Origin of the sequence: Bradyrhizobium sp. 604_D8_N2_3 (assembly GCF_051810765.1) — a bacterium.
Classification (GTDB): Bacteria; Pseudomonadota; Alphaproteobacteria; order Rhizobiales; family Xanthobacteraceae; genus Bradyrhizobium; species Bradyrhizobium barranii.
In genome coordinates this window covers 624,577-648,998 of sequence record NZ_JBPWPM010000001.1, presented here as the reverse complement: position 1 = coordinate 648,998, position 24,422 = coordinate 624,577, and the positions used below count along the sequence as shown (strand labels likewise).

Below are 24,422 nucleotides of genomic sequence, written 5' to 3'. Positions count from 1 at the left end.
TTGCTTGGCAAAACAAGCCTCAATTCGCTATACGGCGAACAGGGTGGGCTGCCGCAGACTGTGTCCCAGTTCAGGCGGCGCTGATTCGGTGCAAGCGCTAAATCTTGAGTAGATTTGTGTTTGTGCCTGCGCCGGACGAACAATTTGGTTGTTTTTCTGGAATTTTGGGCCAGCCGCCGGCCGATACCGCCGGGCCAGGCAGACGGAGGAGATTGACGGTTCATGCGGAGCGCGTCGGGAGGTCCCCGCGTCTTGTTGAGACGGCTCCGCGAAACCATGGCGGAGCAGGTCTCGGCCCAGGAGCGGCTGGACAAGATCGTGGTGCTGATCGCCGCCAATATGGTGGCCGAGGTGTGCTCGGTCTATGTGCTGCGCATTGACAACACGCTCGAGCTCTACGCCACCGAAGGCCTCAACCGCGAGGCGGTGCACCACACCGTGCTGAGCGCCCATGAGGGCCTGGTCGGCCTCGTCGCCAGCGAGGCGACCCCGCTCAATCTCAGCGACGCGCAAAGCCACCCGGCCTTCTCGTTCCGCCCGGAGACCGGCGAAGAAATCTATCACTCCTTCCTCGGCGTGCCGATCCTGCGCGCCGGCAACACGCTCGGCGTGCTGGTGGTGCAGAACCGCGCCAAGCGCAATTATGTCGAGGAGGAGCTCGAGGCGCTCCAGACCACCGCGATGGTGCTGGCGGAGCTGATCGCCTCCGGCGAATTGTCTGCGCTGGCCCAGCCGGGCCAGGAGCCGGCCGCGCGCCATTCGGCGCAGAAGGTCGGCGCCATCCTCTCGGAAGGCATCGCGCTCGGCCATGTCGTGCTGCACGAGCCGCGCGTCGTCATCAAGGACTACATCGCCGAGGATCTGCCGAAGGAGATCAAGCGGCTCGACACCGCGCTCGCCAAGCTGCGCGCCGATCTCGACCGCATGCTGGAGCGTGGCGACGTTGCCGAGGGCGGCGAGCACCGCGAGGTGCTGGAAGCCTACCGCATGTTCGCCAACGACCAGGGCTGGTCGCACAAGCTGCATGAGGCGGTCGCCACCGGCCTCACGGCGGAAGCCGCCGTCGAGCGCGTGCAGTCCGACACCCGCGCGCGGATGCTGCGCTCCACCGATCCCTATTTGCGTGACCGGCTGCACGATCTCGAGGATCTCGGCTACCGCCTGATGCGGCAGCTGGTCGGCCAGGACCACGCGCCCTCACGCGAGCAACTGCCCGACAATGCCATTGTCATCGCGCGCGCAATGGGCCCGGCGGCGCTGCTCGACTACGACCGCAAGCGCCTGCGCGGCATCGTGCTGGAGGAAGGCACCGCCAACTCCCACGTCTCGATCGTGGCCCGCGCGCTCGGCATCCCCGCGGTCGGCGAAGTCCCGAACGCGCCGGGCATCGCCGATCCCGGCGACGCCATCATCGTCGACGGCACCTCGGGCTCGATCTATGTGCGCCCGTCGCAGGAGGTCGAAGCCGCCTTCGCCGAACGCGTGCGCTTCCGCGCCCGCCGCCAGGCGCAATACCTCGCGCTGCGCGACCGTCCCTGCGTCACCAAGGACGGGCAGAAGGTCGAGCTGATGATCAACGCAGGTCTTGCGATCGACCTGCCGCATATCGAGGACACCGGCAGCGCCGGCATCGGCCTGTTCCGCACCGAGCTGCAATTCATGGTGGGGCAGAGCCTGCCGCGCACCAGCGACCAGCTCGCGCTCTATCGCACGGTGCTGGATGCCGCGGGCACCAAGCCCGTCACCTTCCGCACCCTCGACATCGGTGGCGACAAGGCACTGCCTTACATGGAAGCGGTGATCGAGGAGAATCCCGCACTCGGCTGGCGCGCGATCCGGCTCGGCCTCGATCGCCCCGGCCTGCTGCGCGGCCAGATCCGCGCGCTGCTGCGCGCCGGCGGCGGCCGCGCGCTGCGCATCATGTTCCCGATGATCTCGGAGGTCGCCGAATTCGATTCGGCGAAGGCGCTGGTCGAGCGCGAGCTGACTTATCTGCGCCAGCACGGCCACACCCTGCCGGAGCGGATCGACATCGGCACCATGGTCGAGGTGCCCGCCCTGCTCTACCAGCTCGACGAGCTCCTGAAGAAGGTCGACTTCATCTCGGTCGGCTCCAACGATCTGTTCCAGTTCCTGTTCGCGGTCGATCGCGGCAATGCGAAAGTCTCCGAGCGCTTCGACACGATGTCGGCGCCGATCCTGCGCGTGCTGCGCGAGATCGCGCGGAAGTCGAACGATGCAAAGAAGTCGTTATCGCTCTGCGGCGAGATGGCCTCCAAGCCGATCGGCGCACTGGCGCTGATCGCGATGGGCTATCGTTCGCTGTCGCTCTCGGCGACCGCGCTCGGTCCGGTCAAGGCGATGGTCATCGATCTCGACGCGAAGAAGGCCGAAGCGATGCTCGGCCCGCTGCTGGACGCGCCCTCCGGCAGCGTCTCGATCCGGCAGAAGCTGACGGAATTTGCCGAGGCCGAAGGCCTGGCGTTGTAGCGGGCCTGTCGCCCCCCCCCGCCTCGCCCTCTTCCGCCATTTGAGACTGAACCGATGTCGTCACTCCCCGAAGCCAAACTGGACGTCCTGCTCGCGCATCACGCCTCGCTCGAGGCCGAATCGCTCGGCCAGCTCGCCTCCGAACGCTACGTGCAGATCACCCGCGAGCTCGCCGAGCTCACCCCGCTGATCGAGGCGGTGAAGGCGTATCGTTCTGCGGTCAAAGAACTCGCCGACACCGAGGCGCTGATCGCCGATCCCGCGACGGATTCCGAGATGCGCGGCATGGCTGAAGCCGAGCGCGACGAGCTGACGCCTAAAATCGAAGAGCTGGTCCAGAAGATTCGCGTCGCGCTGCTGCCCAAGGACGCCATGGACGACCGCAACGTGGTGCTGGAAATCCGCGCCGGCACCGGCGGCGACGAGGCCTCGCTGTTCGCCGGCGATCTGTTCCGGATGTACGAGCGCTTCGCGGCCTTGCAGGGCTGGAAGGTCGAGGTGATCTCGGCCAGCGAAGGCACCGTCGGCGGCTACAAGGAAATCATCGCGGAGGTGCAGGGCCGCGGCGCGTTCTCGAAGCTGAAATTCGAATCCGGTGTGCACCGGGTGCAGCGCGTGCCGGACACCGAAACGCAGGGACGCATCCACACCTCCGCCGCTACCGTCGCCGTGATGCCGGAGGTCGAGGAGGTCGACGTCGACATCAAGAACGACGATCTGCGGATCGAGACCATGCGGGCGCAGGGCGCCGGCGGCCAGCACGTCAACAAGACCGAATCGGCGATCCGCATCACCCACATCCCGACCGGCATCGTGGTGATGATGCAGGACAGCCGCTCACAGCATAAGAACCGCGCCTCCGCCATGAACATTCTGCGCTCGCGCATCTACGATGCCGAACAGCAGCGCCTCGACGCCGCACGCTCGGCCGAACGCAAGGAGAAGGTCGGCTCCGGCGACCGCAGCGAGCGCATCCGCACCTACAATTTCCCGCAAGGACGCGTCACCGATCATCGCATCAACCTGACGCTCTACAAGCTGCCGCAGGTGATCGCCGGCGAAGCGCTCGGCGAATTGACCGACGCGCTGACCACCGAGCATCAGGCCGCACAGCTCGCCGCGCAAGGCGCAGCCGCCTGAACCGCGCCTCAGCGCGCTTTGGCCCGGAACGATCGCAGGATCCTGGCCAGGGCGGGCGCGGCGGCACCCAGCTCGTCCAGGTGAATGCGCGAGAGCGATCGCAGCTTCTGCTCGCCCTTGGCCGTCAGCCTGACCAGGACGCGTCTTGCGTCCTGCGGATCGGCTTCCCGGCCGATCAGCTTCAGCTTCGCCATGCGATCCACCAGCTCCACCGCGGTATGGTGCCGGATCAGGAGGAAGCGCGCGATGTCGCCGACGCTTGCGCCGTCAGGGGCGGCCAGCCCCTTGATCGCCAGCAGCGCCTGATGCTGCTGCGGCGTCAAGCCGGCACTCTGGGCCGCGGCTTCGCTGAACGCCAGGAAGGTCCGGAGCTGATAGCGGAACTGTGCGAGCGCCGCATAGTCGGCCTCGCGCATCGCGCCGCCCTTTGAGGGCGCCGCGGACGCGGGACGCGTCGTCTTCCGCTTCGATTGAGTCATTCCTGCCTGCGACGTCGAGCCCACCGATGAAGCGGGCGGGCGCTGCCGAGACTAGCAAGGAAGGACCGGCGGAACCAACCGAGCGGCGCCGCGGATGCACAAATATCGGGGGCTATTCGAAACTGGAGAGCAGGATCTTCACCAGGATGACCTGAAACGCGATCGGGATGCGAACGCTCTTTCGCCTGATCGAGCGCTGGAGCGCGCTGGCGATCTCGGCGCTGGTCAAGGCCCCGGCCGACGCATTGGCAATCAACTCCGCCCACATCTGCGACAGCGAGCCGCCGGGCGGTATCACCGGCTTGATGGTCACGCCGCAGCCCTGGGCCCAATCCACGATCTCCCGCATCGTGTGAGGACCGCAGTTGCGCGTGGTCGCAAGGCGCTCGGCCGTCAGCGCGAGCAGCAACTCGCGCGACGGCAGCCAATTCCCCTTCGGCGGCTGTTCGCCGGTGAGCTCCACCGCAAGCTCCTTCAGAACATTCTGCGCGCGCACGCTCAGCTTCTGCATCGGGCCGGGCGCGCGCTTGGCCTGGACCTTGGCCTGGACGGAGCCGACGACGGGTCCGCGCCGGCCGGCTGACCGGCTGCACGGCTCGGACACGCGGGAGGCATCGCCCGACTGCGGCGCCGCGCGCTGGTCGCTGCCCTCCCCCGCGGGCCACGCGGCCTCCGGCCGCTCCGCCTCCTGCGGCCAGGATCGTCGCTTCCGGGCACTCGCCACTGTCGTCTGCCGCGCCATTTCTCTCGCCGAACCCGCCAGCCTCGTACTCACAAAGACTAATATATATCGTGATCCGATATGTTTTCACGTGATAATTTTCGTCGTTCGACCAAAGACGAAATTGACAGAAGGACTTCACGAGCAATGCTTAGGGCCAAGAGCTACACGCGGATGTGACGTGCCCGGCGCAGCAGGCCAGCGAGGCCGGCTGGCGCCGGACAGGTCGTGCTTGCGCCTGCAAACAAGAACGATGTTCGGAGGAAACGACCATGACTGACGATCTCATCCGCCGCGGCCTCTCGCGCCGTGGCCTGCTCCAGACCACAGCTAGCCTCATCGGCGGCTCGATGCTGCCCGCGACGCCGGCCTTTGCCGAGGACAAGCCGGCGATCGGCTCGTATCCCGCCGGCGTTTCGGGTTCCACCGCGTTCATCGGAATCTCGGTCCCGCGCACCGGCACCTATGCCGTGCAGGGCGAGGACGAGCTCAAGGGCTACCAGCTCGCGATCGAGCACATCAACAGCGGCCACGACCTGATCAAGAAGATTTCGCCGAAGACCAGCAAGGGCGTGCTCGGCAAGGAGCTGAAGTTCGGCGTCGCGGATTCCGCGGCCAAGCCGAACGAGGCGGTGCAGGCGCAGCAGCGCTTCATCAGCGAGAACAAGGCGATCATGATCACCGGCGGCACGTCGAGCGCCGTCGCGGTCGCGCTCAACAAGCTCGCGCAGCGCGAACACGTGCTGTTCGTGTGCGGCATTTCCGGCTCGAACGACACCACCGGCAAGGACTGCGTTCGCTACGGCTTCCGCCAGAATTTCTTCGGCCAGACCGCCGCCGCGGCGATCGGCCCGGTGATGGTGAGGGAGTTCGGCAAGAACAAGAAGGCCGCCTACCTGACGCCCGATTACACCTACGGCCACACCGTCACCAAGTCGATGCAGGACTTCCTCGCGACCGCGGGCTGGACGACGGTGACCAACCAGGTCGCACCGCTCGGCGCGCCCGACTACTCCTCATATCTGCTGAACGTCGCGAATTCCGGCGCCGACGTGCTCATCAACGTCAACTGGGGCCACGACGCGGTACTGTCGACCCAGCAGGCCAAGCAGTTCGGCGTGCTCGACAAGATGAAGCTGGTCGTCCCCTACCAGGTGCCCTTCATCGCACGCGAGACCGGCGGCCTGATGCAGGGCGTGTACGCCGCCACCGACTATTGGTGGACGATCGAGGACAAGTTCCCGCTCGCCAAGATGTTCAACGAGGCCTTCGAGAAGAAGTACGGCTACAAGCCCGAATGGGGCGCCGAGAACGCCTATGTCAGCTTCGCGCACTGGGCCCACATGTGCGAGCAGGCCGGCAGCTTCAATCCGCCCGACGTGATCAAGGCCTACGAGAAGGGCGAGACGATCCCCTCCCTGGTCGGCGACGTGCATTACCGCCCCGAGGATCACCAATGCGTCCGCCCGGTGATCATCGTGAAGGGCAAGCAGCAGAAGGACATGAAGAGCAAGGAAGACTGGTACGACGTCGTCGAGATCGTCCCCGGTGAAGGCCTGATGCAGAAGCCGGACGCGTTCGGCTGCCATCCCGGCGATTACAGCTGAGCCCGCGCTAACCCCTGTGACGCCGCGGGCTGCACTCTGGTCCTGCGGCGTCACCTTTTTCTGACGCGCACCATCGCGCGTCACAACGGCGATTGTCGCATGATCAGTTGGCCCAACCTCGTTTCGCAGCTTTTCAACGGGCTCGCGCTCGGCGCCCTGCTCGCGCTGATCAGCTCCGGCCTGACCATCATCTACGGCACGCTCGGCGTGCTCAACCTCGCGCATGGCGCGATGTTCATGATCGGCGGCTATGCCGGCTTCGTCGCCTACCAGTACACGGAGTCCTTCATCATCGCCGTCATCGCGGGCTCGCTGTTCGTGATGCTGCTCGGCGTCGCGATGGAACGCGTCATCATCCGCCATTTCTATCATCGCCCGCACGAGGATCAGCTGCTCGTGACCTTCGGGCTCGGCATCTGTTTCGTCGAGCTCGTGCGCCTGATCTTCTCGAGCCAGTCGCAGCTGGTGCCGCCGCCGGCCCTGTTCCAGGGCATCACCAATCTCGGCTTCATGTTCTATCCGACCTACCGCCTCGCCGTCGTCGGCATCGTCGCGGTCGCCCTCGGCGCACTGTTCATCGTCCTGTACCGGACCCGGCTCGGCATGATCGTGCGCGCCGGCATCGAGGATTCGGTGATGGTCGATTCGCTCGGCATCAACGTCTACCGCGTCTTCATGGTCGTGTTCGGCATCGGCGCGATGGCCGCCGGATTTGCCGGCATCGTCAATGCGCCGGTGGTGTCGCTGACACCGGGCATCGGTGACGACATCCTGGTCCAGACCTTCGTGGTGGTGGTGATCGGCGGCGTCGGCTCGTTTCCGGGCGCGATCCTCGGCGGCCTGATCGCCGGCGAGATCATCAGCGTCACCTCCATGTTCAACCCCGGCTACGCCTATGTGATGCTGTTTGCGGCGATGACGCTCGTGCTCGTGGTGCGACCGCATGGCCTGCTCGGCGTCCAGGGCCGCGAGTAAGCGATTTCCTGATGCTCAAGCAACGCCCGTTCCTGATCGAGACCCTGACCGCGATCGGTTTGATCGCAGCCCCTTTCGTGCTGCCTCATCTCGGCTTCGCCCCGAACACCGTGAACCGGATTCTGGTCTGGGGCCTGTTCGGTCTCGGCTTCGACATCCTGTTCGGATTCACCGGCCTGCTGTCGTTCGGCCAGTCCGCCTTCTACGGCACCGGCGGCTTTGTCGCGGCCTACCTCCTGACCCGCGCGGGCTTCGGCAACGTGCTGGGCGCGCTGATCATCGGCATGATCGCGGCGGCGGCGACCGGCTACCTGATCGGCCTGATCGCGCTGCGCCGCACCGGCATCTATTTCGCCATGATCACGGTGGCGATCGCGGAGGTGTTCTTCTTCGTCGAGTTCAATCCGCTCTCGGATTTCACCGGCGGCGAGAACGGCCTGCCGGGCGTGCCGACACCGAGCTTCAATCTCGGTTTCACCACCATCCACTTCACCAATGGCTGGTCGCTCTATCAGTTCATCGCGCTGTGCTACTTCATCGGCGTCATCATCGCGCTCAGGATCGTCCGCTCGCCGGTCGGCGCCATCTTCAGCGCGATCCGGGACAATCCGCTGCGCGCCACCGCCGTCGGCCACAACATCCACGGCTACAAGTTGACCGCCTTCGTGATCGCTGCGGCCTATGCGGGCTTCGCCGGCGGCCTGCTCGGCGTATTGCAGGCCTTCATGCCGCCTGACGCCTTCACTTTCGACACCTCGGGCCAGCTCGTGATGCAGACCGCCATTGGCGGCCGCGGCACGCTGTTCGGACCGCTGGTCGGCGCAACAGTTTGGCTCTTCCTTCAGGATTTCCTCCAGTCCGCGCTGGGCCTCGGGGCGGCCTGGAAGCTCGTGCTGGGCGTCGTGTTCGTGGTGCTGGTCTGCTTCCTGCGCGGCGGCATTGTGGGCGGCCTCGTCGATCTCTACGGCCTCGTGTCCGGCAAGCGAGCGCGGAAGGCTGCGGAGACGGAGGTGGAGGCCGAGATCGAGACGCCACAGCAAGCTCCGCCTGCACCGATGCAGGCCAGGGAGGTCGCGCATCCCGCCTATTCCGGGCCGATCCTGAAAGCCACCGGCCTGACCAAGCGCTATGGCGGTCTCGTCGCCAACAGCGACATCGATTTCAGCGTCAATCAGGGCGAGCTGCGCGGCATCATCGGGCCCAACGGCGCCGGCAAATCGACCTTCTTCAAGATGCTGACCTGCGAGATCGCGCCGACCTCCGGCCGGATCGTGTTCGAGGGCCGCGACATCACGGGATTGAAGGTCACCGAGGTTTGCCAGCTCGGACTCACCAAGAGCTACCAAGTCAACCAGCTCTTCACGGGCCTCACGGTGCGGCAGAACCTGACGATCGCAGCACTCGCCGAGCTGCGCGGCAAATTTCGGCTCGACCTGTTCCGCAAGCTCTCGGGCGTGAAGGGCCTGACGGAGCAGGTCGAGCACACGCTTGCCCTGGTCAATTTGACCCGCCGCGCCGATACGCCGGTATCCGAGCTCGCCTATGGCGAGAAGCGCCGGCTGGAGATCGGGCTTGCGCTCGCCACCTCGCCGCGCCTGCTGCTGCTCGACGAGCCGCTCGCGGGCATGAGCCCGCGCGAACGGGTCGAGACCGTCAAGCTGCTCAAATCGATCGCGCGCGGGCGCACCATGATCATCATCGACCACGACATGGATTCGCTGTTCGAGCTGGTCGAGCGCGTGACGGTGCTCCAGGAGGGCAAGGTGCTGCTGGACGGCACACCGGAGGAAATCAGGACCAACGCCGCGGTGCAGGAAGCCTATCTCGGCGGCGTTCACGGAGAGATCGCCGCATGAGCCTGATCGAGGTCAACGGCCTGAACAGCTACTACGGGGACTCCCACATCCTGTTCGACGTCGCCATGCGCGTCGAGCGGCACGAGGTGGTGGCGCTGCTCGGGAGGAACGGCGCCGGCAAGAGCACGACGCTCAAGAGCCTGATGGGCGTCGTGACGCCCCGCAGCGGCAGCGTGAAGTTCGACGGCATCGATATCGCCGGACGCAAGAGCCACAGAATCGCGCAGGCCGGCATGCAGCTCGTGCACGAGGAGCGCCGGATCTTCGGCAGCTTGTCGGTGGAGGAGAACATCGTCCTCGCCGGGATCACCGCACCGAAGCGCTGGCCGCTCGAGCGCGTCTACGAGATGTTTCCGCGGCTGAAGGAGCGGCGCAACAACCGCGGCACCGAGCTCTCCGGCGGCGAACAGCAGATGCTCGCGATCGCCCGGGCGCTGGTGCGCGATCCCAAGATCGTGCTGCTGGACGAGCCGTTCGAGGGGCTCGCGCCCGTCATCGTCCACGATCTGGTCAAGGCCTGCCGCGAGCTCGCGGCCGCCGGCCAGACCATCGTGCTGGTCGAGCAGAATCTGGCAGCGACGCTGGCGCTGGCGACGCGGATCTACATCATCAACAACGGCCACATCGTGCACGAGGGACCGGCGCAGGAGCTCAAGGTCCAGCCGGAGCTGCTGCAGCGATACCTTGGCGTCTAGGTCGAGTCCCCCTAAACTCCGGGATATCTGCTTTCGAGGGCGCAGCATGCGGCCTCGCCCCCGGAATGTCGCCTTGGGCCCAAAGCGGACACAGGGTCGCCTTTAGCCGAGGTGAGGTCTTGCCAAGCCGAACCGAACCTGAGGGAGGAGACGCTATGAGCGCGATCTGGCCGGAGATTCCCTTCGAGGCATGGCGCGAAACCTGTTCCGCGCTTCATCTGTATTGCCAGATTGTCGGCAAGTATCGGCTCGCGAGAACGCCGTGGGTCAACCATTCCTGGCACGCGACCTTCTACGTGAATGCACGCGGGCTCACGACTTCGCTGATTCCAGACGCATCAGGTATCGAGATCGTCTTCGATCTCTCCCGTCACGTCCTGATCGGAGAAGCAGCTGATGGGCGCAGGGCGGAAATGCCGCTCGGGCGAATGTCCGTCGCCGAATTTCACGCCCGGTTCTGTGATTTGGTAGAACATCTCGGCGGAACACCAGAATTTGACGGTCGGCCCAGTGAGGTCCCGGATCCGATCCCGTTCACGGAGGACCGCCAGATCAGGCCCTATGACGCAGACGCCGTGACGCGGTTCTTCCGCGCCCTCGTCGCGATCAGCGGAGTGTTCTATCGGTTTCGGACGGGATTCATCGGGAAAGTCAGTCCGGTCCATCTCTTCTGGGGCAGCTTCGATCTCGCGGTGACGCGCTTCTCTGGGCGTTCCGCTCCGCTTCACCCGGGTGGCGTCCCGGGTTTGCCGGACGTCGTGACACGCGAGGCCTATAGCGATGAGGTCTCGTCCGCCGGCTTTTGGCCGGGCGGAGGTGGCACAGACTTTGCGGCTTTCTACTCCTATGCCTACCCCACCCCGAATGGCTTTGCTGACGGACAGGTCATGCCGGCGGGCGCATACTTCGATCGGAAGCTCGGCGAATATCTCCTGCCCTACGACCTTGTGCGAAAATCCAGCGAGCCAGAGGCCACGCTCATGGCGTTTCTGCAAACCACCTATCAGGCAGCAGCTGATGTCGGGCGCTGGGATCGTGCCGCGCTCGAATGTCCGATTGGCTCTCCCCTTCGACCCCGCCCGCTGAACAGGAACTGATGAAGGTTCGATGAAAGATCGCTGGCTCGCAGTTTCGGTGGAGCGAAGCTGCGCCAGTCGATTTCGAGTTTGTCTCGATGATGGGTTTCGCAACAGCTCTACCCGTCCTACGGTCTTGCTGCAGCGCTATCTCGATCAACTGCCAAGCGCCGCAATCATCCGCTTGGCGTGAGCCGCGAGCACGGCCATGTCTTCCTTGCGCGTCTGCGCCGGCAGCAGCTCGATTCCGGCCCTGACCGGCATGACGTGCATGTGCAGGTGGAAGACCACCTGCCCGCTCGCCGGTTCACTGAACTGCTGCAGGATGATACCCTCGGCGTCAACGCCTTCATCGCTGCAATCGCGATCCGTTTGCCGGTTCGGGCGACCGCGGCGAGATCGTCATCCGCGATGTCGAGGATGCCACGCGCCGGCGCCCGGGGGATGACCAGCGTGTGTCCGGGCGAGCGCGGCATGATGTCGAGGAAGGCGAGGCTGCGGTCGTCGCTGAAAACCTCGAAGCAGGGAATCTCGCCGCGCAGGATCTTTGCGAAGACGTTCTGATCGTCGTAAGCCGCCATGGATCCCTCGCTGGCTGCGAGATGCGATCAGACGCGCTCCTTTCCGTTGACGCAAGCAATGCCGCCGATCTATCCACGATACCAGGCAGGATGGCTCCATTGGCGACAGGTTTCGATTCCGGACACAGCATCGAGAGTGCGCGGCGCGCGCTTGCGGCGCGGCTGCAATCGGCCGGCATCGAAGAGCCCGCCCTCGACGCGCGCCTGCTCGTCGGAGCCGCGCTGAGGCTTGATTTGACCGGCATCGTCACGCAGGCGGCGCGCCAGCTCACGCCCGAAGAGGCCGCGCGGCTCGAAGCCTATGCGCAGCGCCGGCTCGCGCATGAGCCGGTCGCCCGCATTCTCGGCGCGCGCGAATTCTGGGGCCTGCCGTTCCAACTGTCCGAAGCGACGCTGGTGCCGCGGCCGGACACCGAGACCGTGGTCGAACTGGCACTGGAAATCTTTCGGGAGGCCGCGATATCGGGGCAGCGCCCGCGAATCGCGGATATCGGCACTGGATCCGGCGCGATCCTGCTCGCGCTGCTGCACGAAATTCCCGATGCCTTCGGTGTCGGAACCGATCTCAGCCTCTCCGCGCTCGACACCGCGCGGAGCAATGCCGCAGCACTGGGCCTCGCCGATCGTTCCGGCTTCGTCGCCTGCTCCTATGCGGCGGCGCTGCGCGGCCCGTTCGATCTCATCGTGTCGAATCCGCCCTATATTCCCTCAGGGGAAATTCCGAAACTGAGCCTCGATGTGCGCGAGCACGATCCGCATCTGGCGCTCGACGGCGGCAATGACGGCTATGACGCCTACCGCGCCCTGATCCCGCAGGCGGCCGAGCGGCTCGCCCCCGGCGGGGCGTTGATCGTCGAGGCGGGGCAAGGGCAGGCCCGCGATATTGAAACCTTGATGACGGCCGCCGCGTTGTCTGTGGACAGGCCGCCCAAGGCCGATTTGGCGGGCATCCCGCGGGCGGTTTCGGCCCGAAAAATGCCCCCATAAAAGCCGGATTGGGTTGCAAAAAACCTCTTGGAATATCCCTTGGGAACGACTACGTTCCGGTCAACACATCGGTGCCGGCCCCGTAGACCTACGGGCAAAAGCCGGGCTCTCGGGCGAGAGCTTTACTGATTTAAAGGTTCCAAGCCGCAGGTCCTGTTGAGCGCGATGGCCATTGGAGCTGCGCTGCTCTCCGACCGCAAAGTGAACGAAAGCCTGATATTGCGCTTGAAGACTTACGCAACAAAGCTGGGCTTGTTTCGGCAGGCGATATGAATGGGTTCGCTGGCAATGGATGCTGGCGGGTGGGGAACGCGTCTTTGTTGAACGCGACGGTCGACGGACATCGGCAGGGTTCAAGCCGCTCTTGCGCGCGGTGCGCATGAGAGATGTGAACCGCTGTCATCAGGTCACTCCGAGCAATCAGTAATGCGTGCAACCTTTAGGGCTGGAATTAAAGGCAGGACATGAGAAACGGTCAGAACAAGCAGCGGATGCGCAACCGCAATAACAATAATAATAACAACAACAACAACCGGCGCGGCCAGAACCCGATGACCCGGGTTTACGAATCGAACGGACCCGACATCAAGATCCGCGGCACGGCTTCGCACATCGCCGAAAAATATCTTCAGCTCGCGCGCGATGCGCGCTCTTCCGGCGACCCGGTCGCCGCCGAGAACTACTACCAGCACGCCGAGCATTATTTCCGCCTGATCGCGGCAGCCCAGGAACAGTTCCGCCAGAACCAGCAGCCGCGCGGCGACGAGCCCGTCAGCAACAGCGGCGACGACAGCGAGGACGACGGCGAGAATTTCTCGAATTTCGGCCAGGAGCCGGGCTTCGTCCCGCAGCCGCCGCAGCAGCAACAGCCCTTCATGCGCGACCGCGACGGCCAGCGCGATCACCAGCGTGATCATCAGCCGCGTGACGGCCAGCAGCCCTATCAGCGCGACAACCAGCAGCCCCGCGAACATCGCGAACGCGACCATCGTGCGCAGCCGCAATATCAGCCGCAGCCGCTGCCGCTGAACCAGCCGCAGCCCGTCGTTGCCGACGCCGGCAGCGTCGATCGCCTGCCCTCCTTCATCACCGGCGCACAGCCGCAAGTGAATAGTGCCGCGAATGGCGGTCAGGGCGGCCTGGAAGGCGGCGGTGGCGGCGAACGCTTTCCGCGGCGGCGCCGCCGGCCGCACGGCCCGCGCCCCGAGCGCGAGGCGGCTCCGGCCGGCTCCAGCGACGAAGTCGCCTCCGGCGAGTAAGCTTCTTCTGATCTGCAATCGTCCCGGCCTCGCGCCGGGACGATTTGTTTTCAAGTGCGCGTCACCGTCGAGGACGGCACCAGCACCGGCTTCAACGAGGGAATCAGCCGCGCGCGCTCGCGCTTGGCGGGGATCGCGCGATAGACCTGCTTGGTCGCCTCGACAATGTGCACGCCGGCAAAGGGCAGCGACAGCGCCGCGCCCGCACGCTCCCACACCTGCGCCGATTTCAGCACCCAGCCGCCGGCATAGGGCGGCATGAACAGCGCCTCGCCCCAGGCGGTCGGCGTGAACCAGGTCTGGCGCAACAGGTCGGTGATCTGCGAGCGCGAATAGGGCCGGCCGTGACCGAACGGCGTGCTGTCGGTGCGGGTCCATACCCCGCGCCGGTTCGGGATCACCGCGATCACGCGGCCGGAGGGCGACAGCACCCGCCACACCTCGCGCAAGAGCGCGGCCGGATCGTCCGACATCTCCAGCGCATGAATTAGCAGGATCCGGTCGACCGCGGCGTCAGGAAGCGGCAGCGAGAATTCATCGACCAGCGAGGCCAGCGCCGGCCGGCCCGTCGGCCATTTCAAGACGCCCTGCGCCGACGGCATGAAGGCGATGCAGCGCTCCGCGTCCTCGCGGAACAGGCCGAGATAAGGGGTGGGATAGCCGATGCCGAGCACACGCTGGCCCGCGGCGGTCGGCCAGCGCTCCCTGATGCCGCGATTGATCATTTGCCGCGCCACAATCCCGAGGCGACGGGAGTAGAACTCGCGGAGGTCGACGACATCAATGGTCATGACGGCAATGTAACATGCACGAGGCGGCTCCCGCGCCCGGAATATTGCATTGCCTGCGCAACGTTAACGCCATATTTGTCTGCGGGGCTGAGCGCGATGGAGATGACATGGCCGCCGAAATTCGTACTTTCACCTGTTTAAACGACAATTTCGGTTATCTGATCCACGATGTGGAAACCAAGGCGACGGCGTCGATCGACGCGCCGGAGGCCGGCCCCATCCTGAAGGCGCTTGAGCGCGAGGGCTGGCAGCTCACCGACATCCTGATCACCCATCATCATGGCGATCATGTCGGCGGGGTCGCCGAACTCAAGCAGAAATACAATTGCCGCGTCGTCGCGCCGCATGACAAGACGACTGAGATCGCCAACGTCGACCTGCGCGTCGCCAATGCCGACATCGTCAAGGTCGGCAGCTTGCTGGGGCGCGTTCTGGAGACGCCCGGCCACACGCTCGACCACATCTCCTACGTGTTCGACAATGAGAAGACGCTGTTCGCGGCCGACACGTTGTTCTCGATCGGCTGCGGCCGCGTGTTCGAAGGCGACTACCCGATGATGTGGGACTCGCTTCTGAAGCTGCGGGCGCTGCCTGACGACTTCAAGCTCTATTGCGGGCACGAATACACCGCGTCCAACGTCAAGTTCGCGCTCACCATCGACCCCGACAATGTGGCGCTCCAGGCACGCGCAGCGGAAGTGGCGAAGCTGCGGGCCGAGAATAGGCCAACCATTCCATCACTGCTTGGTGACGAGAAGCGAGCAAACGTGTTCCTGCGTGCTGATGAACCATCGGTCGCAACCAGGCTACACATGAAGGGCGCGGACGCTGCCGCGGTGTTTGGCGAACTGCGCGAGCGCAAGAACAAATCCTGAAGAAGAAATCCTGACGGGGATCGATGCCGACCGCAGCCGAGATCATCGCACGCCTCGAACTCCGCCCGCATCCCGAAGGCGGCCACTACCGCGAGACGTTTCGCGACCAGACCACGGACCCTAACGGCCGGTCGCGCTCGACCCTCATTTATTTCCTGCTCGCGCGCGGCGAACGCTCGCATTGGCATCGCATCGACGCCGTGGAGACCTGGCACTACTACGCCGGCAGCCCGCTGACGCTGCGCATCGCGCATGAAGGCTGCTCGCAACACGAGGTGCGGCTCGGCACGGACCTTGTGAGCGGCGAACGGCCGCAGGGAATCGTGCCGGCGAATGCCTGGCAGACGGCGGAGAGCATGGGAGAGTGGACGCTGGTCGGTTGCACCGTGGCGCCCGCATTCGAGTTCGCAAAATTCGAGCTCGCGCCGAAGGACTGGGAGCCGTAAGGCGCACTGTCATTCCCTGGCGCCGCATGGCAGCGAGCCCGACAACAACTGTCACCGCTTCCGCAGCACCATATCCTTCGCCGCGATCAGGCCGCCGCCGGCGATCAGGATCGCGGCGATGGCGATGTTCGCGCTGGCTTTTGCAAAACCGGCGGCGATGAGGAATCCGGTCGAGAGCAGCGGCGTCGCATAGGATGCGGCGCCGAGCACGCGGATGTCGCCGCGCTTCATACCGATGTCCCAGGCGTAGAACGCGGCGCCGACGGGGCCGATGCCGAGAGCGGCCACGGAGAGCCATTGCAGCGTCGTCTCCGGCCACACCGTGGTTTCAAGCAGACCATGCATCAGCGCGGCAAGCGCGGCGGTGGCAAGGCAGAAGCCCGCGACCGCATCGGTCGGCACCGCCTTCAATCGCCGCGACAACACCGAATAGGCCGCCCAGACGAACGCCGCGATGAACGCCGCAATCAATCCCGGCAGCTGGCCCGGCGCGAAGCCGGAGGTGCTCCCGGCGAACAGCAGCACGGTGCCGACGAGGCCGAGCACGGCACCAATGATGTGATGCACCGCAAGCCGCTCGCCCGGCAGGAACGACGAGAACAGCACGATCAGGAGCGGCCACATGTAATTCAAAAGACCGGCTTCGGCCGGCGGCGCAAAGCGCAGCGCCAGGAAATACAGTGCGTGATAGCCGAACAGGCCACCGACGCCGACGACCCACACGACCAGCGGCTGACGCAAGCTCCTCGCCGCATCGCCACGGCCGACCCAGGTGAGGAGGCCGACGAGACCGCCGATCGCGAACGTCATGGCGGCGAGCTGGAACGCCGGAATCTTTCCGGTCGCCACCGTCATCACGGATAGCAGCGACCACATCAGGATCGCGGTCAATCCGATCAGTGTGGCTGTGCGCGGGGTCATCAATCGAAAGGCCCTGAGGACGATGATGCCCGGCACGAGGCCGGGCATTTCGTCTTCACTATCGCCTTGTCGCGCCTGAATCTACAGGCTTGACGCCATATCAGGCGTGATACTGGCCGCCATTGATGGTCAGCGTCGAGCCGGTGATGAAGCCGGCCTCGTCGGCGGCGAGGAACACCACCGCGCGGGCGATCTCCTCCGGTTCGCCAAGACGATTGACCGGGATCTGCGGAATGACATTCTTCTCCAGCACGTCCTTCGGCACCGCCTGCACCATCTCGGTGTTGATGTAGCCCGGTGCGATCGCGTTGACGGTAATGCCGCCCTTGGCGTTCTCGATCGCGAGCGCCTTGGTGAAGCCGATGTCGCCGGCCTTTGCTGCAGAATAGTTGACCTGGCCGAACTGCCCCTTCTGGCCGTTGATCGACGAGATCGAGATGACGCGGCCGAACTTGCGCGCGCGCATGCCCTCGATGACCTGGCGCGTCATGTTGAACAGCGAGCCGAGATTGGTGTTGATGACGGCGTTCCACTGCTCGAGCGTCATCTTGTGGAAGGCGGTGTCGCGGGTGATGCCGGCGTTGTTGACGAGCACGTCGACGGGGCCGAGCTCGGCCTCGACCTTCTTCACGCCTTCGGCGCAGGCATCGAAATTGCTGACGTCCCATTTGTAGACGGCGATGCCGGTCTCGGCCTTGAACTTCTCCGCCGCCGCATCATTGCCGGCATAGCTCGCCGCGACCTTGTAGCCGGCCGCTTTCAGCGCCTTGCTGATCGCAGCTCCGATGCCCCGCGTACCACCCGTCACCAGTGCAACACGTGCCATATCGTATTCCTTCCCTTGGACTCTGCGGACGTTTCTGAGTGATCGTTTTAGATGCGGATTATGCGGTTGGTTTGACGGACATCAAGAACAAAACGCCCGGCGTCGAGCCGGGCGTTTGTATTTAGTCGAGGCTGGCGCTGTTGCGAAGAATATTTGATTTGCAACCGCCGCCTTTTTAGTCGCGTGCGATGCACTCATCTATGTGTGCAGCGCACGCGCAAGTGACACGTAAGTTAGATGTCAGCTTCAGTCGCGCGCCAGGCACATCGCGATACCCATGCCGCCGCCGATGCACAGCGTGGCGAGGCCCTTCTTCGAATCGCGCTTCTGCATCTCGTGCAGCAGCGTCACCAGCACGCGTGCGCCGGAAGCGCCGACCGGATGGCCGATCGCGATCGCACCGCCGTTGACGTTGACCTTCGAGGTGTCCCAGCCGAGATCCTTGTTGACGGCGCAGGCCTGCGCCGCGAAGGCCTCGTTGGCCTCGATCAGGTCGAGATCGCCGACGCTCCAGCCAGCCTTCTTCAGCGCGGCGCGCGAGGCCGGGATCGGGCCCGAGCCCATGATCTTCGGATCGACGCCGGCCTGCGCCCAGGACACGATGCGCGCGATCGGCTTCTTGCCTTCCTTGGCGGCCTGCTTCGCCGTCATCAGCACAACAGCAGCGGCGCCGTCGTTGATGCCGGAGGCCGAACCCGCGGTGACCGTGCCTTCCTTCTCGAAGGCGGGCTTGAGCTTCGCCATCCCGTCGAGCGTTGCGCCATGACGCGGATATTCGTCGGCGCTGACGACGATGTCGCCCTTGCGGGTCTTGATGGTGACGGGAACGATCTCGTCGTTGAACTTGCCGGCCTTCTGCGCCGCCTCGGCCTTCTGCTGCGAGTGGACCGCGAATTCGTCCTGCTGGGCGCGGGTAATCTGCCACTGGCGCGCGACGTTCTCGGCCGTATTCCCCATGTGATAGCCGTTGAAGGCATCCCACAGGCCGTCCTTGATCATGGTGTCGACGAACTCGACCGGGCCCATCTTGACGCCGCCGCGCAGATACTGGGCGTGCGGAGCCATGCTCATGGATTCCTGGCCGCCGGCGACCACGATCTCGGAATCGCCGTTGAGCAGCGCCTGGTAGCCGAGCGCGACGGTGCGCAGGCCCGAGCCGCAAAGCTGGTTGACGCCCCAAGCCGGGCTCTCCACCGGAATGCCGGCGGCAATCGAGGCCTGGCGGGCCGGGTTCTGACCCTGAGCCGCGGTCAGGATCTGACCCATGATGACTTCGGAGACCCGGCCAGGCTCGATGCCACCACGCTCCAGCGCGGCCTTGATGGCGATGGCGCCGAGGTCATGGGCGGGAAGGGTCGCGAACGCTCCGTTGAAGCTTCCGACCGGGGTGCGGGCGGCGCTGACGATGACGACATCGTCTGACATGGGCATCTCCTGGTGTTGAAAGGGGGCAGGCGGGGCTGGGGAAACGGCTCGCCAGTCTCGAATGGCATCCTGTTAACGTCGTTGAGGCATGTCAATCGGCCGGCGACCGAATTCATGCCGCAACGCATTCAAAATAGCGTTCTTGGCGCTTTCGCAAGCACGTTTTTGCTGCCCGATTAACCGTGGCGCACAAAACGGTAGCGTGACCCCTTTGAAAATGCTTATTTTGTTGCGTTGCGTACTCTTCCCGCCCTGCGGCATTATCCGCCGGGTTCCCGTTCTCCGCGCTTGCAAGTGAGAGCCCATGGCGAAATCAGACCAACCCACCACCATCAAGAAATACGCGAACCGCCGGCTCTATAACACCGGAACGAGCACCTACGTGACGCTCGAAGACCTCGCCGCCATGGTCAAGGACGGAGAGGATTTCCTGGTCTACGACGCCAAGACCGGCGACGACATCACCCGCTCCGTGCTCGCCCAGATCATCTTCGAGCAGGAGAACAAGGCCGGCCAGAACCTGCTGCCGACCACCTTCCTGCGCCAGCTCATCCGCTTCTACGGCGACAGCATGCAGATGGTGGTGCCGAAATATCTGGAGCAGTCGATCGCGACGCTGACCCAGGAGCAGGAGAAGTTCCGCAAGCAGATCGCCAACTCGCTCTCCGGCACTCCTTTTGCTCCGTTGGAAGAACAGGTCCGCCGCAACATGGAGCTGTTCCAGCAGACCTTCTCGATGTTCAAGCCGTTTGCCCCCAACGCGGGCCGTCCGGCGACCAGCCCCGAACCGGAGGCCGACGCAAGCGCTGCGGCGCCGACGGACAGCAGCAACATCGACGACCTGCGTCAGCAGATGAAGGACATGCAGGAACGCCTCGAGCGGATGTCGAAGAAGGACGAGTAGGGATTTCGTTCGTGCCGGCGCGTCCACCTGCGGCGGGCGCGCGGGCCGCCGGTTCGTAACGGCGCGACGTGCGCGCTGTCGTCCCGGCCAGGCCGGAGCCGCCATGTCCGACCGCAGCACCCACTGGGACAACGTCTACGCCACCAAGGGCGAGGCCGAGGTAAGCTGGTTTCAGGACAGCCCAGCGATCTCCCTCGAGATGATCCGTTCGGCCCGTCCTGACCATGGCGCCGCCATCATCGACATCGGCGGCGGTGCTTCGCGGCTGGTGGACGCTCTCCTGCGGGACGGATACCGCGACCTCGCCGTGCTCGATCTCTCCGCCAACGCGCTTGAAGCGGCGAAGAAACGAATCGGCCGGGCGGCCTCAGCAGTCGACTGGATCGTTGCCGACGCCACGACATGGCGGCCGGGGCGCAGCTACAACGTCTGGCACGATCGCGCGGCATTTCACTTCCTGACCGATCCGCGCGACAGGGCCGCTTACGTCGAGCGCCTGCGGTCGGCGATTACGCCCGGCGGCCACGCCATCATCGCGACATTTGCGCTTGATGGCCCGGAGAAATGCAGCGGCCTTCCGGTGCAGCGGCACGATAGCGCGAGCCTTGCTGCGGAGCTTGGGCCGGAGTTCGAGCTGATCGAGACGCGGAGCGAGACGCACCACACGCCGTGGAAGTCGACCCAGGCGTTTCAGTTCAGCCGGTTTAAGCGACGCGGCTAGGACGAAGGAAAGTGCGGCGCCCTACGCCGCCAGCTTCACCGCATGCGCAAAGTCCCAATAGAGCTTGCGCGCTTTGGTGTAGAGCGGGCCCGGCTTCAGTTCGCGATCGTCGATGCGGATGACGGGGGCGACCTTGGCGAAATTGCCGGTCGAGAAGATCTCGTCGGCAGCGAGGAAGTCGGCATAGCGCAGCGTCTTCTCGACCACGGTAACGCCGTCGCCGCGCAGCAGGCTGATGACGCGCTGGCGCGTGATGCCGTTCAGGAACGTGCCGTTCGGGACCGGCGTGTAGACCACGCCGTCCTTGGCCATGAACACGTTGGAATTGCCGAACTCCGCGACATTGCCGAGCATGTCGAGCATCAGCGCGTTCTGGAAGCCGCGTCCGGCGGCTTCCGCGAGCGCGCGCGAATTGTTCGGATAGAGACAGGCGGCCTTGGCCTCGACCGGCGCGCATTCGGCGGTGGGCCTGCGGAACGGCGATAGCGTGATGGCGTTGCCGACGGGTTTCGGCATCGGCGCCTCGTAGATGCACAGGCACCAATTGGTCGTCTCGGGGTCGAACAGCACGCCGCCGCCCGAACCGTTCTGCGCCCAGTACATCGGACGGACGTACAGCTCGGCATTCGCGGTGAAGCGCGCGATGCCTTCGTGTGCGAGCAACAGCCAGGTGCCGGTGTCGACCACCGGCTTCAGACCAAAATTGATCGCGGATTGATTGGCGCGGGCGACGTGACGGTCGAGGTCGGGCGCGACGCCCTCGAACGCGCGCGCACCGTCGAACACGACCGAGCCGAGCCAGGCCGCATGCGTGCGCGGGCCCATGATCGGCACGTTGCCGTCGTGCCATTTGCCCTCGAAGAAGGTCCAGCTCGGCGAATATTCGATCGGTTTCTTGATCTCGGCCATGACCGGCCTCCCTTGGAAATATCCGGGCACTATTGTCCCAATGTCTAAATGATTCCCTGCTGGGATATGGTGCGTTACCCTCTCCGACGAGGGGAGAAGGATCCATGCCGCTCGATCCGCTTGCAAGGCGTTTGTTGACCATGATGGCTGCGGCCGCCCCGCAGGGGCGGAGCCGGCCGAGCGTCGAGGCACGGCGGCAGTCGCTGGCCAAGCTGATGCAGTTTGCACGCACTGATGCGCCGGATGTGACCACCGCCGACGGCACGTTTCCGGGTCCCGGCGGAGAGCTGCCCTATCGCCTTTATTCGCCCGCATCAGCCGGCGACCACGCGCCGGGCTTTGTGTTCTTTCATGGCGGCGGGCTCGTGGCCGGCAGCATTGCGACCCATGACCGCATCGCGGCGGCGCTGGCGCATGTAACCGGCTGTCGCCTCGTCTCGGTCGATTACCGGCTCGCGCCTGAGCACAAATTTCCTGCTGCCGTCATTGATGCGATCGCGGCCACGGAGTGGGTCGCGCGGCAAGCTTCGTCGCTGGGCATCGACGCCGAACGGCTGGTGGTCGGCGGCGATTCCGCCGGCGCCACGCTCGCTGCGATCGTGTGCCAGGAAGCGATGCAGACCGCCGGCCTCTCGATCGTCGCGCAATGCCTGATCTGCCCGGTGCTGGATTTCGAGGAGACCTCGCCTTCGCGCGAGGCATTCGCCGAAGGCCATCTGATCGATCGCGCCACCATCGAAGCCGATCTCGCCGATTATCTGCCTGATGGCATCGACACCGCCGATCCCCGCATCTCGCCCTTGCGCGCGACGCGGCTTGCAGGCCTGCCGACCGCGATCATCCACACCGCCGAATTCGATCCGATGCGCGACGAGGGCAATGCCTATGCGCGCAAGCTGCTCGCCGCGGGCGTCGCGGTCGAGCACGTCTGCCATGACGGCATGGTCCACAATTTCCATGCCATGGGCGCGATCCTGCCGCAGGCGCAGCTCGTGCTGTCGCAGATCGGCGAACAGGTTCGGCGGGCGGTGGAGAAATGAGGCGCTTTCTTACCCTCTCCCCCTGTGGGAGAGGGTGGATCGCCGCGTAGCGGCGCTTCGCGCCACCTTCTCCCACTGGGGGAGAAGGGAAGAAAGCATCACGCGCGCGCGCCGAGCACGGCCCGCGCCGCCACGACATATTCCAGCCAATGCGCATCCGCATAGCGTTCGGCCTGCCGTGCGCAGGTGACGTCAGGGGCATGGGCGGCGGCAATCGTGCGCGCGAATCGCTCTTCAGCGACCGTCACGTCACCAGGCTCGGCCGACGGTACGCTAGCCGCCACCGCGGTCGGAGCGACAGCGAGGCCCGCCAGACCAGTGAGCAGGATGCGGCGTGACGTGTTCATGGCTGTGTCCTTCCAATGTCCGGCCCGCACTCCGGCCGGCGCGTGTGTCAGTGCGATCACGGCAGGGTAGCCGCGCACATCCGTGCCGTCCATCGCTTACGGATACCGCTTGACCACCCGAGCGATCACGTTCCATCCAACAACGGTTCCGTCATCAAATCGCCACGCGTCGGATTGTCACGTGTCCCATCACAACCCATCGCATCGCCAGGCTTCGCGCGCTGTCGCGATGGGACTGCTTTGTCTGACGATCTCGGCAGGCACTGCCTTCGCTGCCGACGATGAGGACGACGCGCCGGCAAAGCCCGATGTCCCCAACATCTACCTCGATCTTCGCACGATCTATGCGACCATCCCCGCCGTCACGCTCGGGCTCGGCTTCGGCAACACATCATTGTCGGCCGCATTCGAAGCGCTGGCGGTACGCAGAGGCACGACGCTGCCGAGCGGTTTGCCGGCGGCGTCCGCAAGCGCGTGACGAGCGCGCAGGTCTTTGCCGACAAGGTTCAGTTCGGCCTCACCATGAGCATCGGCATGGCGGCAGCCACCGTCAGCATTTCCGGCATCGACGCGCCGATGGGCGCGGCCGATCATGCGCTCTACCAGGCCAAGGCCGAAGGCCGCAATCGCTGCATCGCCTGGGCGCCCCCGCCGCCTGTAAGCAAGGCGGCGGAGTGATCGTCGAAGCAGCGTCTACTCCGGCACCGGCACGTCAAACGTGTTGAGCGTGACCGAGACCATGCAGTAGACGCCGACGAGATAGGACAGCTCGGCCGCGCCGTGCTCGCCGAACTCCTTCACCGCGGCGCGCCAGGTCAATTCCGGCAGCACGCCGCCGCTGACCAACGCGGACGCAACGTCGTAGGCGACGGCCTCCTGCTTGGTGAGATCGACCGGCCGCTGGCCCGCGACGATGGTCGCGAGCTTCTCGTCGGAGAGGCCGCGCTGCTCGGCAACGAGCACATGAGCATAGAGCTCGTAGCCGGAGCGGAAATGCGAGCCGGTGACGAGGATCGCGACCTCGCGCACCGGCGCCGGCAGCAGCGGGTTCGACGCGATTGCCTTGACCAGCTCCCACACCGGCTTGCCGAAGCGCGGCTCGCGGATCCAGGGATTCCACGGCCCCAGCAGCGCGCCGTCGTCGCGCATGTTCACGAAGCCCTTGAAGTGGTCCTTGATGCCGGCTCGCATGTCGTCATAGAGCGGCTTCTGTTCGTCGGTCAGATCTTTCGGATCGAGAATGGGAAGGCGCACGGCATGATCTCCTCGTTGAGAAGAGGCGAAGCTCACCCGCGTGTGCGTGCAAGGCAAGTGAAGTTGCCGTGACGATCGTGCCATTTTGGAAGTGGCA

25 protein-coding genes and 1 pseudogene are annotated in these 24,422 nt (G+C 65.1%); 16 read left to right on the top strand and 10 right to left on the bottom strand.

The annotated features are described in order from the left end of the window. Positions 1 to 222 precede the first annotated feature (222 nt). Positions 223 to 2,490, top strand: coding sequence for a phosphoenolpyruvate--protein phosphotransferase (ptsP, locus tag AB7245_RS03065; RefSeq protein ID WP_063980570.1), 2,268 nt, complete (start codon positions 223 to 225; stop codon positions 2,488 to 2,490). A gap of 54 nt (positions 2,491 to 2,544) precedes the next feature. Further along, positions 2,545 to 3,630, top strand: coding sequence for a peptide chain release factor 1 (gene prfA / locus AB7245_RS03060; RefSeq protein WP_063980569.1), 1,086 nt, complete (start codon positions 2,545 to 2,547; stop codon positions 3,628 to 3,630). Between the two features lie 8 nt (positions 3,631 to 3,638). Here prfA and AB7245_RS03055 read toward each other — a convergent pair whose 3' ends face one another. Both AB7245_RS03055 and AB7245_RS03050 read right to left on the bottom strand, forming a co-directional pair. Beyond that, positions 3,639 to 4,109 (bottom strand): MarR family winged helix-turn-helix transcriptional regulator, encoded by a 471-nt coding sequence (locus AB7245_RS03055; RefSeq protein ID WP_063980568.1) that lies wholly within the window; start codon positions 4,107 to 4,109, stop codon positions 3,639 to 3,641. A 112-nt stretch (positions 4,110 to 4,221) separates the two neighbouring features. After that, complete coding sequence (locus AB7245_RS03050) at positions 4,222 to 4,851, bottom strand: hypothetical protein (RefSeq protein WP_187387884.1); 630 nt, start codon at positions 4,849 to 4,851, stop codon at positions 4,222 to 4,224. A gap of 251 nt (positions 4,852 to 5,102) precedes the next feature. Here AB7245_RS03050 and AB7245_RS03045 point away from each other — a divergent pair, with 251 nt between their 5' ends. The 5 genes from AB7245_RS03045 (at position 5,103) to AB7245_RS03025 (ending at position 11,060) form a co-directional block, all read left to right on the top strand. Then, a complete protein-coding gene (locus tag AB7245_RS03045) occupies positions 5,103 to 6,437 on the top strand; it encodes a substrate-binding protein (RefSeq protein WP_063980567.1) in 1,335 nt (444 codons plus the stop codon). A 99-nt stretch (positions 6,438 to 6,536) separates the two neighbouring features. After that, positions 6,537 to 7,412, top strand: a complete 876-nt coding sequence (locus AB7245_RS03040; protein ID WP_014490434.1) for a branched-chain amino acid ABC transporter permease — start codon at positions 6,537 to 6,539, stop codon at positions 7,410 to 7,412. An 11-nt stretch (positions 7,413 to 7,423) separates the two neighbouring features. Then, positions 7,424 to 9,268 (top strand): branched-chain amino acid ABC transporter ATP-binding protein/permease, encoded by a 1,845-nt coding sequence (locus tag AB7245_RS03035; RefSeq protein ID WP_063980566.1) that lies wholly within the window; start codon positions 7,424 to 7,426, stop codon positions 9,266 to 9,268. Next, complete coding sequence (locus AB7245_RS03030; protein WP_063980565.1) at positions 9,265 to 9,963, top strand: ABC transporter ATP-binding protein; 699 nt, start codon at positions 9,265 to 9,267, stop codon at positions 9,961 to 9,963. Before AB7245_RS03035 ends, AB7245_RS03030 begins: the two co-directional genes overlap by 4 nt. 155 nt (positions 9,964 to 10,118) lie before the next feature. Then, positions 10,119 to 11,060: a DUF5996 family protein gene (locus AB7245_RS03025; RefSeq protein WP_063980564.1), complete on the top strand. Its 942-nt coding sequence runs from the start codon at positions 10,119 to 10,121 to the stop codon at positions 11,058 to 11,060. A 135-nt stretch (positions 11,061 to 11,195) separates the two neighbouring features. Here the strand turns inward: AB7245_RS03025 and AB7245_RS03020 are convergent. Beyond that, a pseudogene (locus AB7245_RS03020) lies at positions 11,196 to 11,620 on the bottom strand (HIT family protein). A gap of 90 nt (positions 11,621 to 11,710) precedes the next feature. Here AB7245_RS03020 and prmC point away from each other — a divergent pair. Both prmC and AB7245_RS03010 read left to right on the top strand, forming a co-directional pair. Beyond that, positions 11,711 to 12,607 (top strand): peptide chain release factor N(5)-glutamine methyltransferase, encoded by an 897-nt coding sequence (prmC, locus tag AB7245_RS03015; protein WP_187387883.1) that lies wholly within the window; start codon positions 11,711 to 11,713, stop codon positions 12,605 to 12,607. 464 nt (positions 12,608 to 13,071) lie between these two features. Next, positions 13,072 to 13,866 carry a DUF4167 domain-containing protein gene (locus tag AB7245_RS03010; protein ID WP_063980561.1) on the top strand — a complete coding sequence of 265 codons (795 nt, stop codon included), beginning with the start codon at positions 13,072 to 13,074 and terminating at the stop codon, positions 13,864 to 13,866. A 50-nt stretch (positions 13,867 to 13,916) separates the two neighbouring features. Here AB7245_RS03010 and AB7245_RS03005 read toward each other — a convergent pair whose 3' ends face one another. Further along, on the bottom strand, positions 13,917 to 14,657 hold the full coding sequence (locus tag AB7245_RS03005; protein ID WP_014490441.1) for a class I SAM-dependent methyltransferase: 741 nt from the start codon (positions 14,655 to 14,657) through the stop codon (positions 13,917 to 13,919). Between the two features lie 107 nt (positions 14,658 to 14,764). Here AB7245_RS03005 and gloB point away from each other — a divergent pair, with 107 nt between their 5' ends. Then, complete coding sequence (gene gloB / locus AB7245_RS03000) at positions 14,765 to 15,532, top strand: hydroxyacylglutathione hydrolase (protein ID WP_063980560.1); 768 nt, start codon at positions 14,765 to 14,767, stop codon at positions 15,530 to 15,532. Positions 15,533 to 15,555: 23 nt separating this feature from the next. Continuing rightward, entirely contained in the window at positions 15,556 to 15,978 is a 423-nt protein-coding gene (locus tag AB7245_RS02995) for a cupin domain-containing protein (RefSeq protein WP_063980559.1), read from the top strand. A 51-nt stretch (positions 15,979 to 16,029) separates the two neighbouring features. On the opposite strand, the gene yddG is transcribed toward AB7245_RS02995, so the two are convergent. The 3 genes from yddG to AB7245_RS02980 all read right to left on the bottom strand — a co-directional run bounded on the left by yddG (position 16,030) and on the right by AB7245_RS02980 (position 19,150). Further along, on the bottom strand, positions 16,030 to 16,899 hold the full coding sequence (gene yddG / locus AB7245_RS02990; protein WP_063986018.1) for an aromatic amino acid exporter YddG: 870 nt from the start codon (positions 16,897 to 16,899) through the stop codon (positions 16,030 to 16,032). A 100-nt stretch (positions 16,900 to 16,999) separates the two neighbouring features. Further along, positions 17,000 to 17,725 (bottom strand): acetoacetyl-CoA reductase, encoded by a 726-nt coding sequence (phbB, locus tag AB7245_RS02985; RefSeq protein ID WP_028149509.1) that lies wholly within the window; start codon positions 17,723 to 17,725, stop codon positions 17,000 to 17,002. Positions 17,726 to 17,971: 246 nt separating this feature from the next. Next, positions 17,972 to 19,150 (bottom strand): acetyl-CoA C-acetyltransferase, encoded by a 1,179-nt coding sequence (locus AB7245_RS02980; protein ID WP_063986017.1) that lies wholly within the window; start codon positions 19,148 to 19,150, stop codon positions 17,972 to 17,974. A 304-nt stretch (positions 19,151 to 19,454) separates the two neighbouring features. Here AB7245_RS02980 and phaR point away from each other — a divergent pair, with 304 nt between their 5' ends. Both phaR and AB7245_RS02970 read left to right on the top strand, forming a co-directional pair. After that, complete coding sequence (gene phaR, locus AB7245_RS02975; protein ID WP_063980558.1) at positions 19,455 to 20,054, top strand: polyhydroxyalkanoate synthesis repressor PhaR; 600 nt, start codon at positions 19,455 to 19,457, stop codon at positions 20,052 to 20,054. 103 nt (positions 20,055 to 20,157) lie between these two features. Further along, complete coding sequence (locus AB7245_RS02970; RefSeq protein ID WP_063980557.1) at positions 20,158 to 20,775, top strand: class I SAM-dependent methyltransferase; 618 nt, start codon at positions 20,158 to 20,160, stop codon at positions 20,773 to 20,775. Between the two features lie 21 nt (positions 20,776 to 20,796). Here AB7245_RS02970 and AB7245_RS02965 read toward each other — a convergent pair whose 3' ends face one another. Continuing rightward, a complete protein-coding gene (locus tag AB7245_RS02965; protein WP_063980556.1) occupies positions 20,797 to 21,684 on the bottom strand; it encodes a branched-chain amino acid aminotransferase in 888 nt (295 codons plus the stop codon). A 104-nt stretch (positions 21,685 to 21,788) separates the two neighbouring features. On the opposite strand from AB7245_RS02965, the gene AB7245_RS02960 reads away from it, so the two are divergent. Continuing rightward, positions 21,789 to 22,724, top strand: coding sequence for an alpha/beta hydrolase (locus AB7245_RS02960; protein ID WP_439033883.1), 936 nt, complete (start codon positions 21,789 to 21,791; stop codon positions 22,722 to 22,724). A 98-nt stretch (positions 22,725 to 22,822) separates the two neighbouring features. On the opposite strand, the gene AB7245_RS02955 is transcribed toward AB7245_RS02960, so the two are convergent. Next, a complete protein-coding gene (locus AB7245_RS02955) occupies positions 22,823 to 23,071 on the bottom strand; it encodes a hypothetical protein (RefSeq protein WP_028149515.1) in 249 nt (82 codons plus the stop codon). 181 nt (positions 23,072 to 23,252) lie between these two features. Here AB7245_RS02955 and AB7245_RS02950 point away from each other — a divergent pair, with 181 nt between their 5' ends. After that, positions 23,253 to 23,549 (top strand): hypothetical protein, encoded by a 297-nt coding sequence (locus AB7245_RS02950; protein WP_247314694.1) that lies wholly within the window; start codon positions 23,253 to 23,255, stop codon positions 23,547 to 23,549. Then, entirely contained in the window at positions 23,546 to 23,749 is a 204-nt protein-coding gene (locus AB7245_RS02945) for a diguanylate cyclase domain-containing protein (protein ID WP_439033882.1), read from the top strand. The genes AB7245_RS02950 and AB7245_RS02945 overlap by 4 nt, the downstream gene beginning before the upstream one ends. A gap of 15 nt (positions 23,750 to 23,764) precedes the next feature. Here AB7245_RS02945 and AB7245_RS02940 read toward each other — a convergent pair whose 3' ends face one another. After that, positions 23,765 to 24,325 carry a carboxymuconolactone decarboxylase family protein gene (locus AB7245_RS02940; protein WP_028149518.1) on the bottom strand — a complete coding sequence of 187 codons (561 nt, stop codon included), beginning with the start codon at positions 24,323 to 24,325 and terminating at the stop codon, positions 23,765 to 23,767. Positions 24,326 to 24,422: the final 97 nt, after the last annotated feature.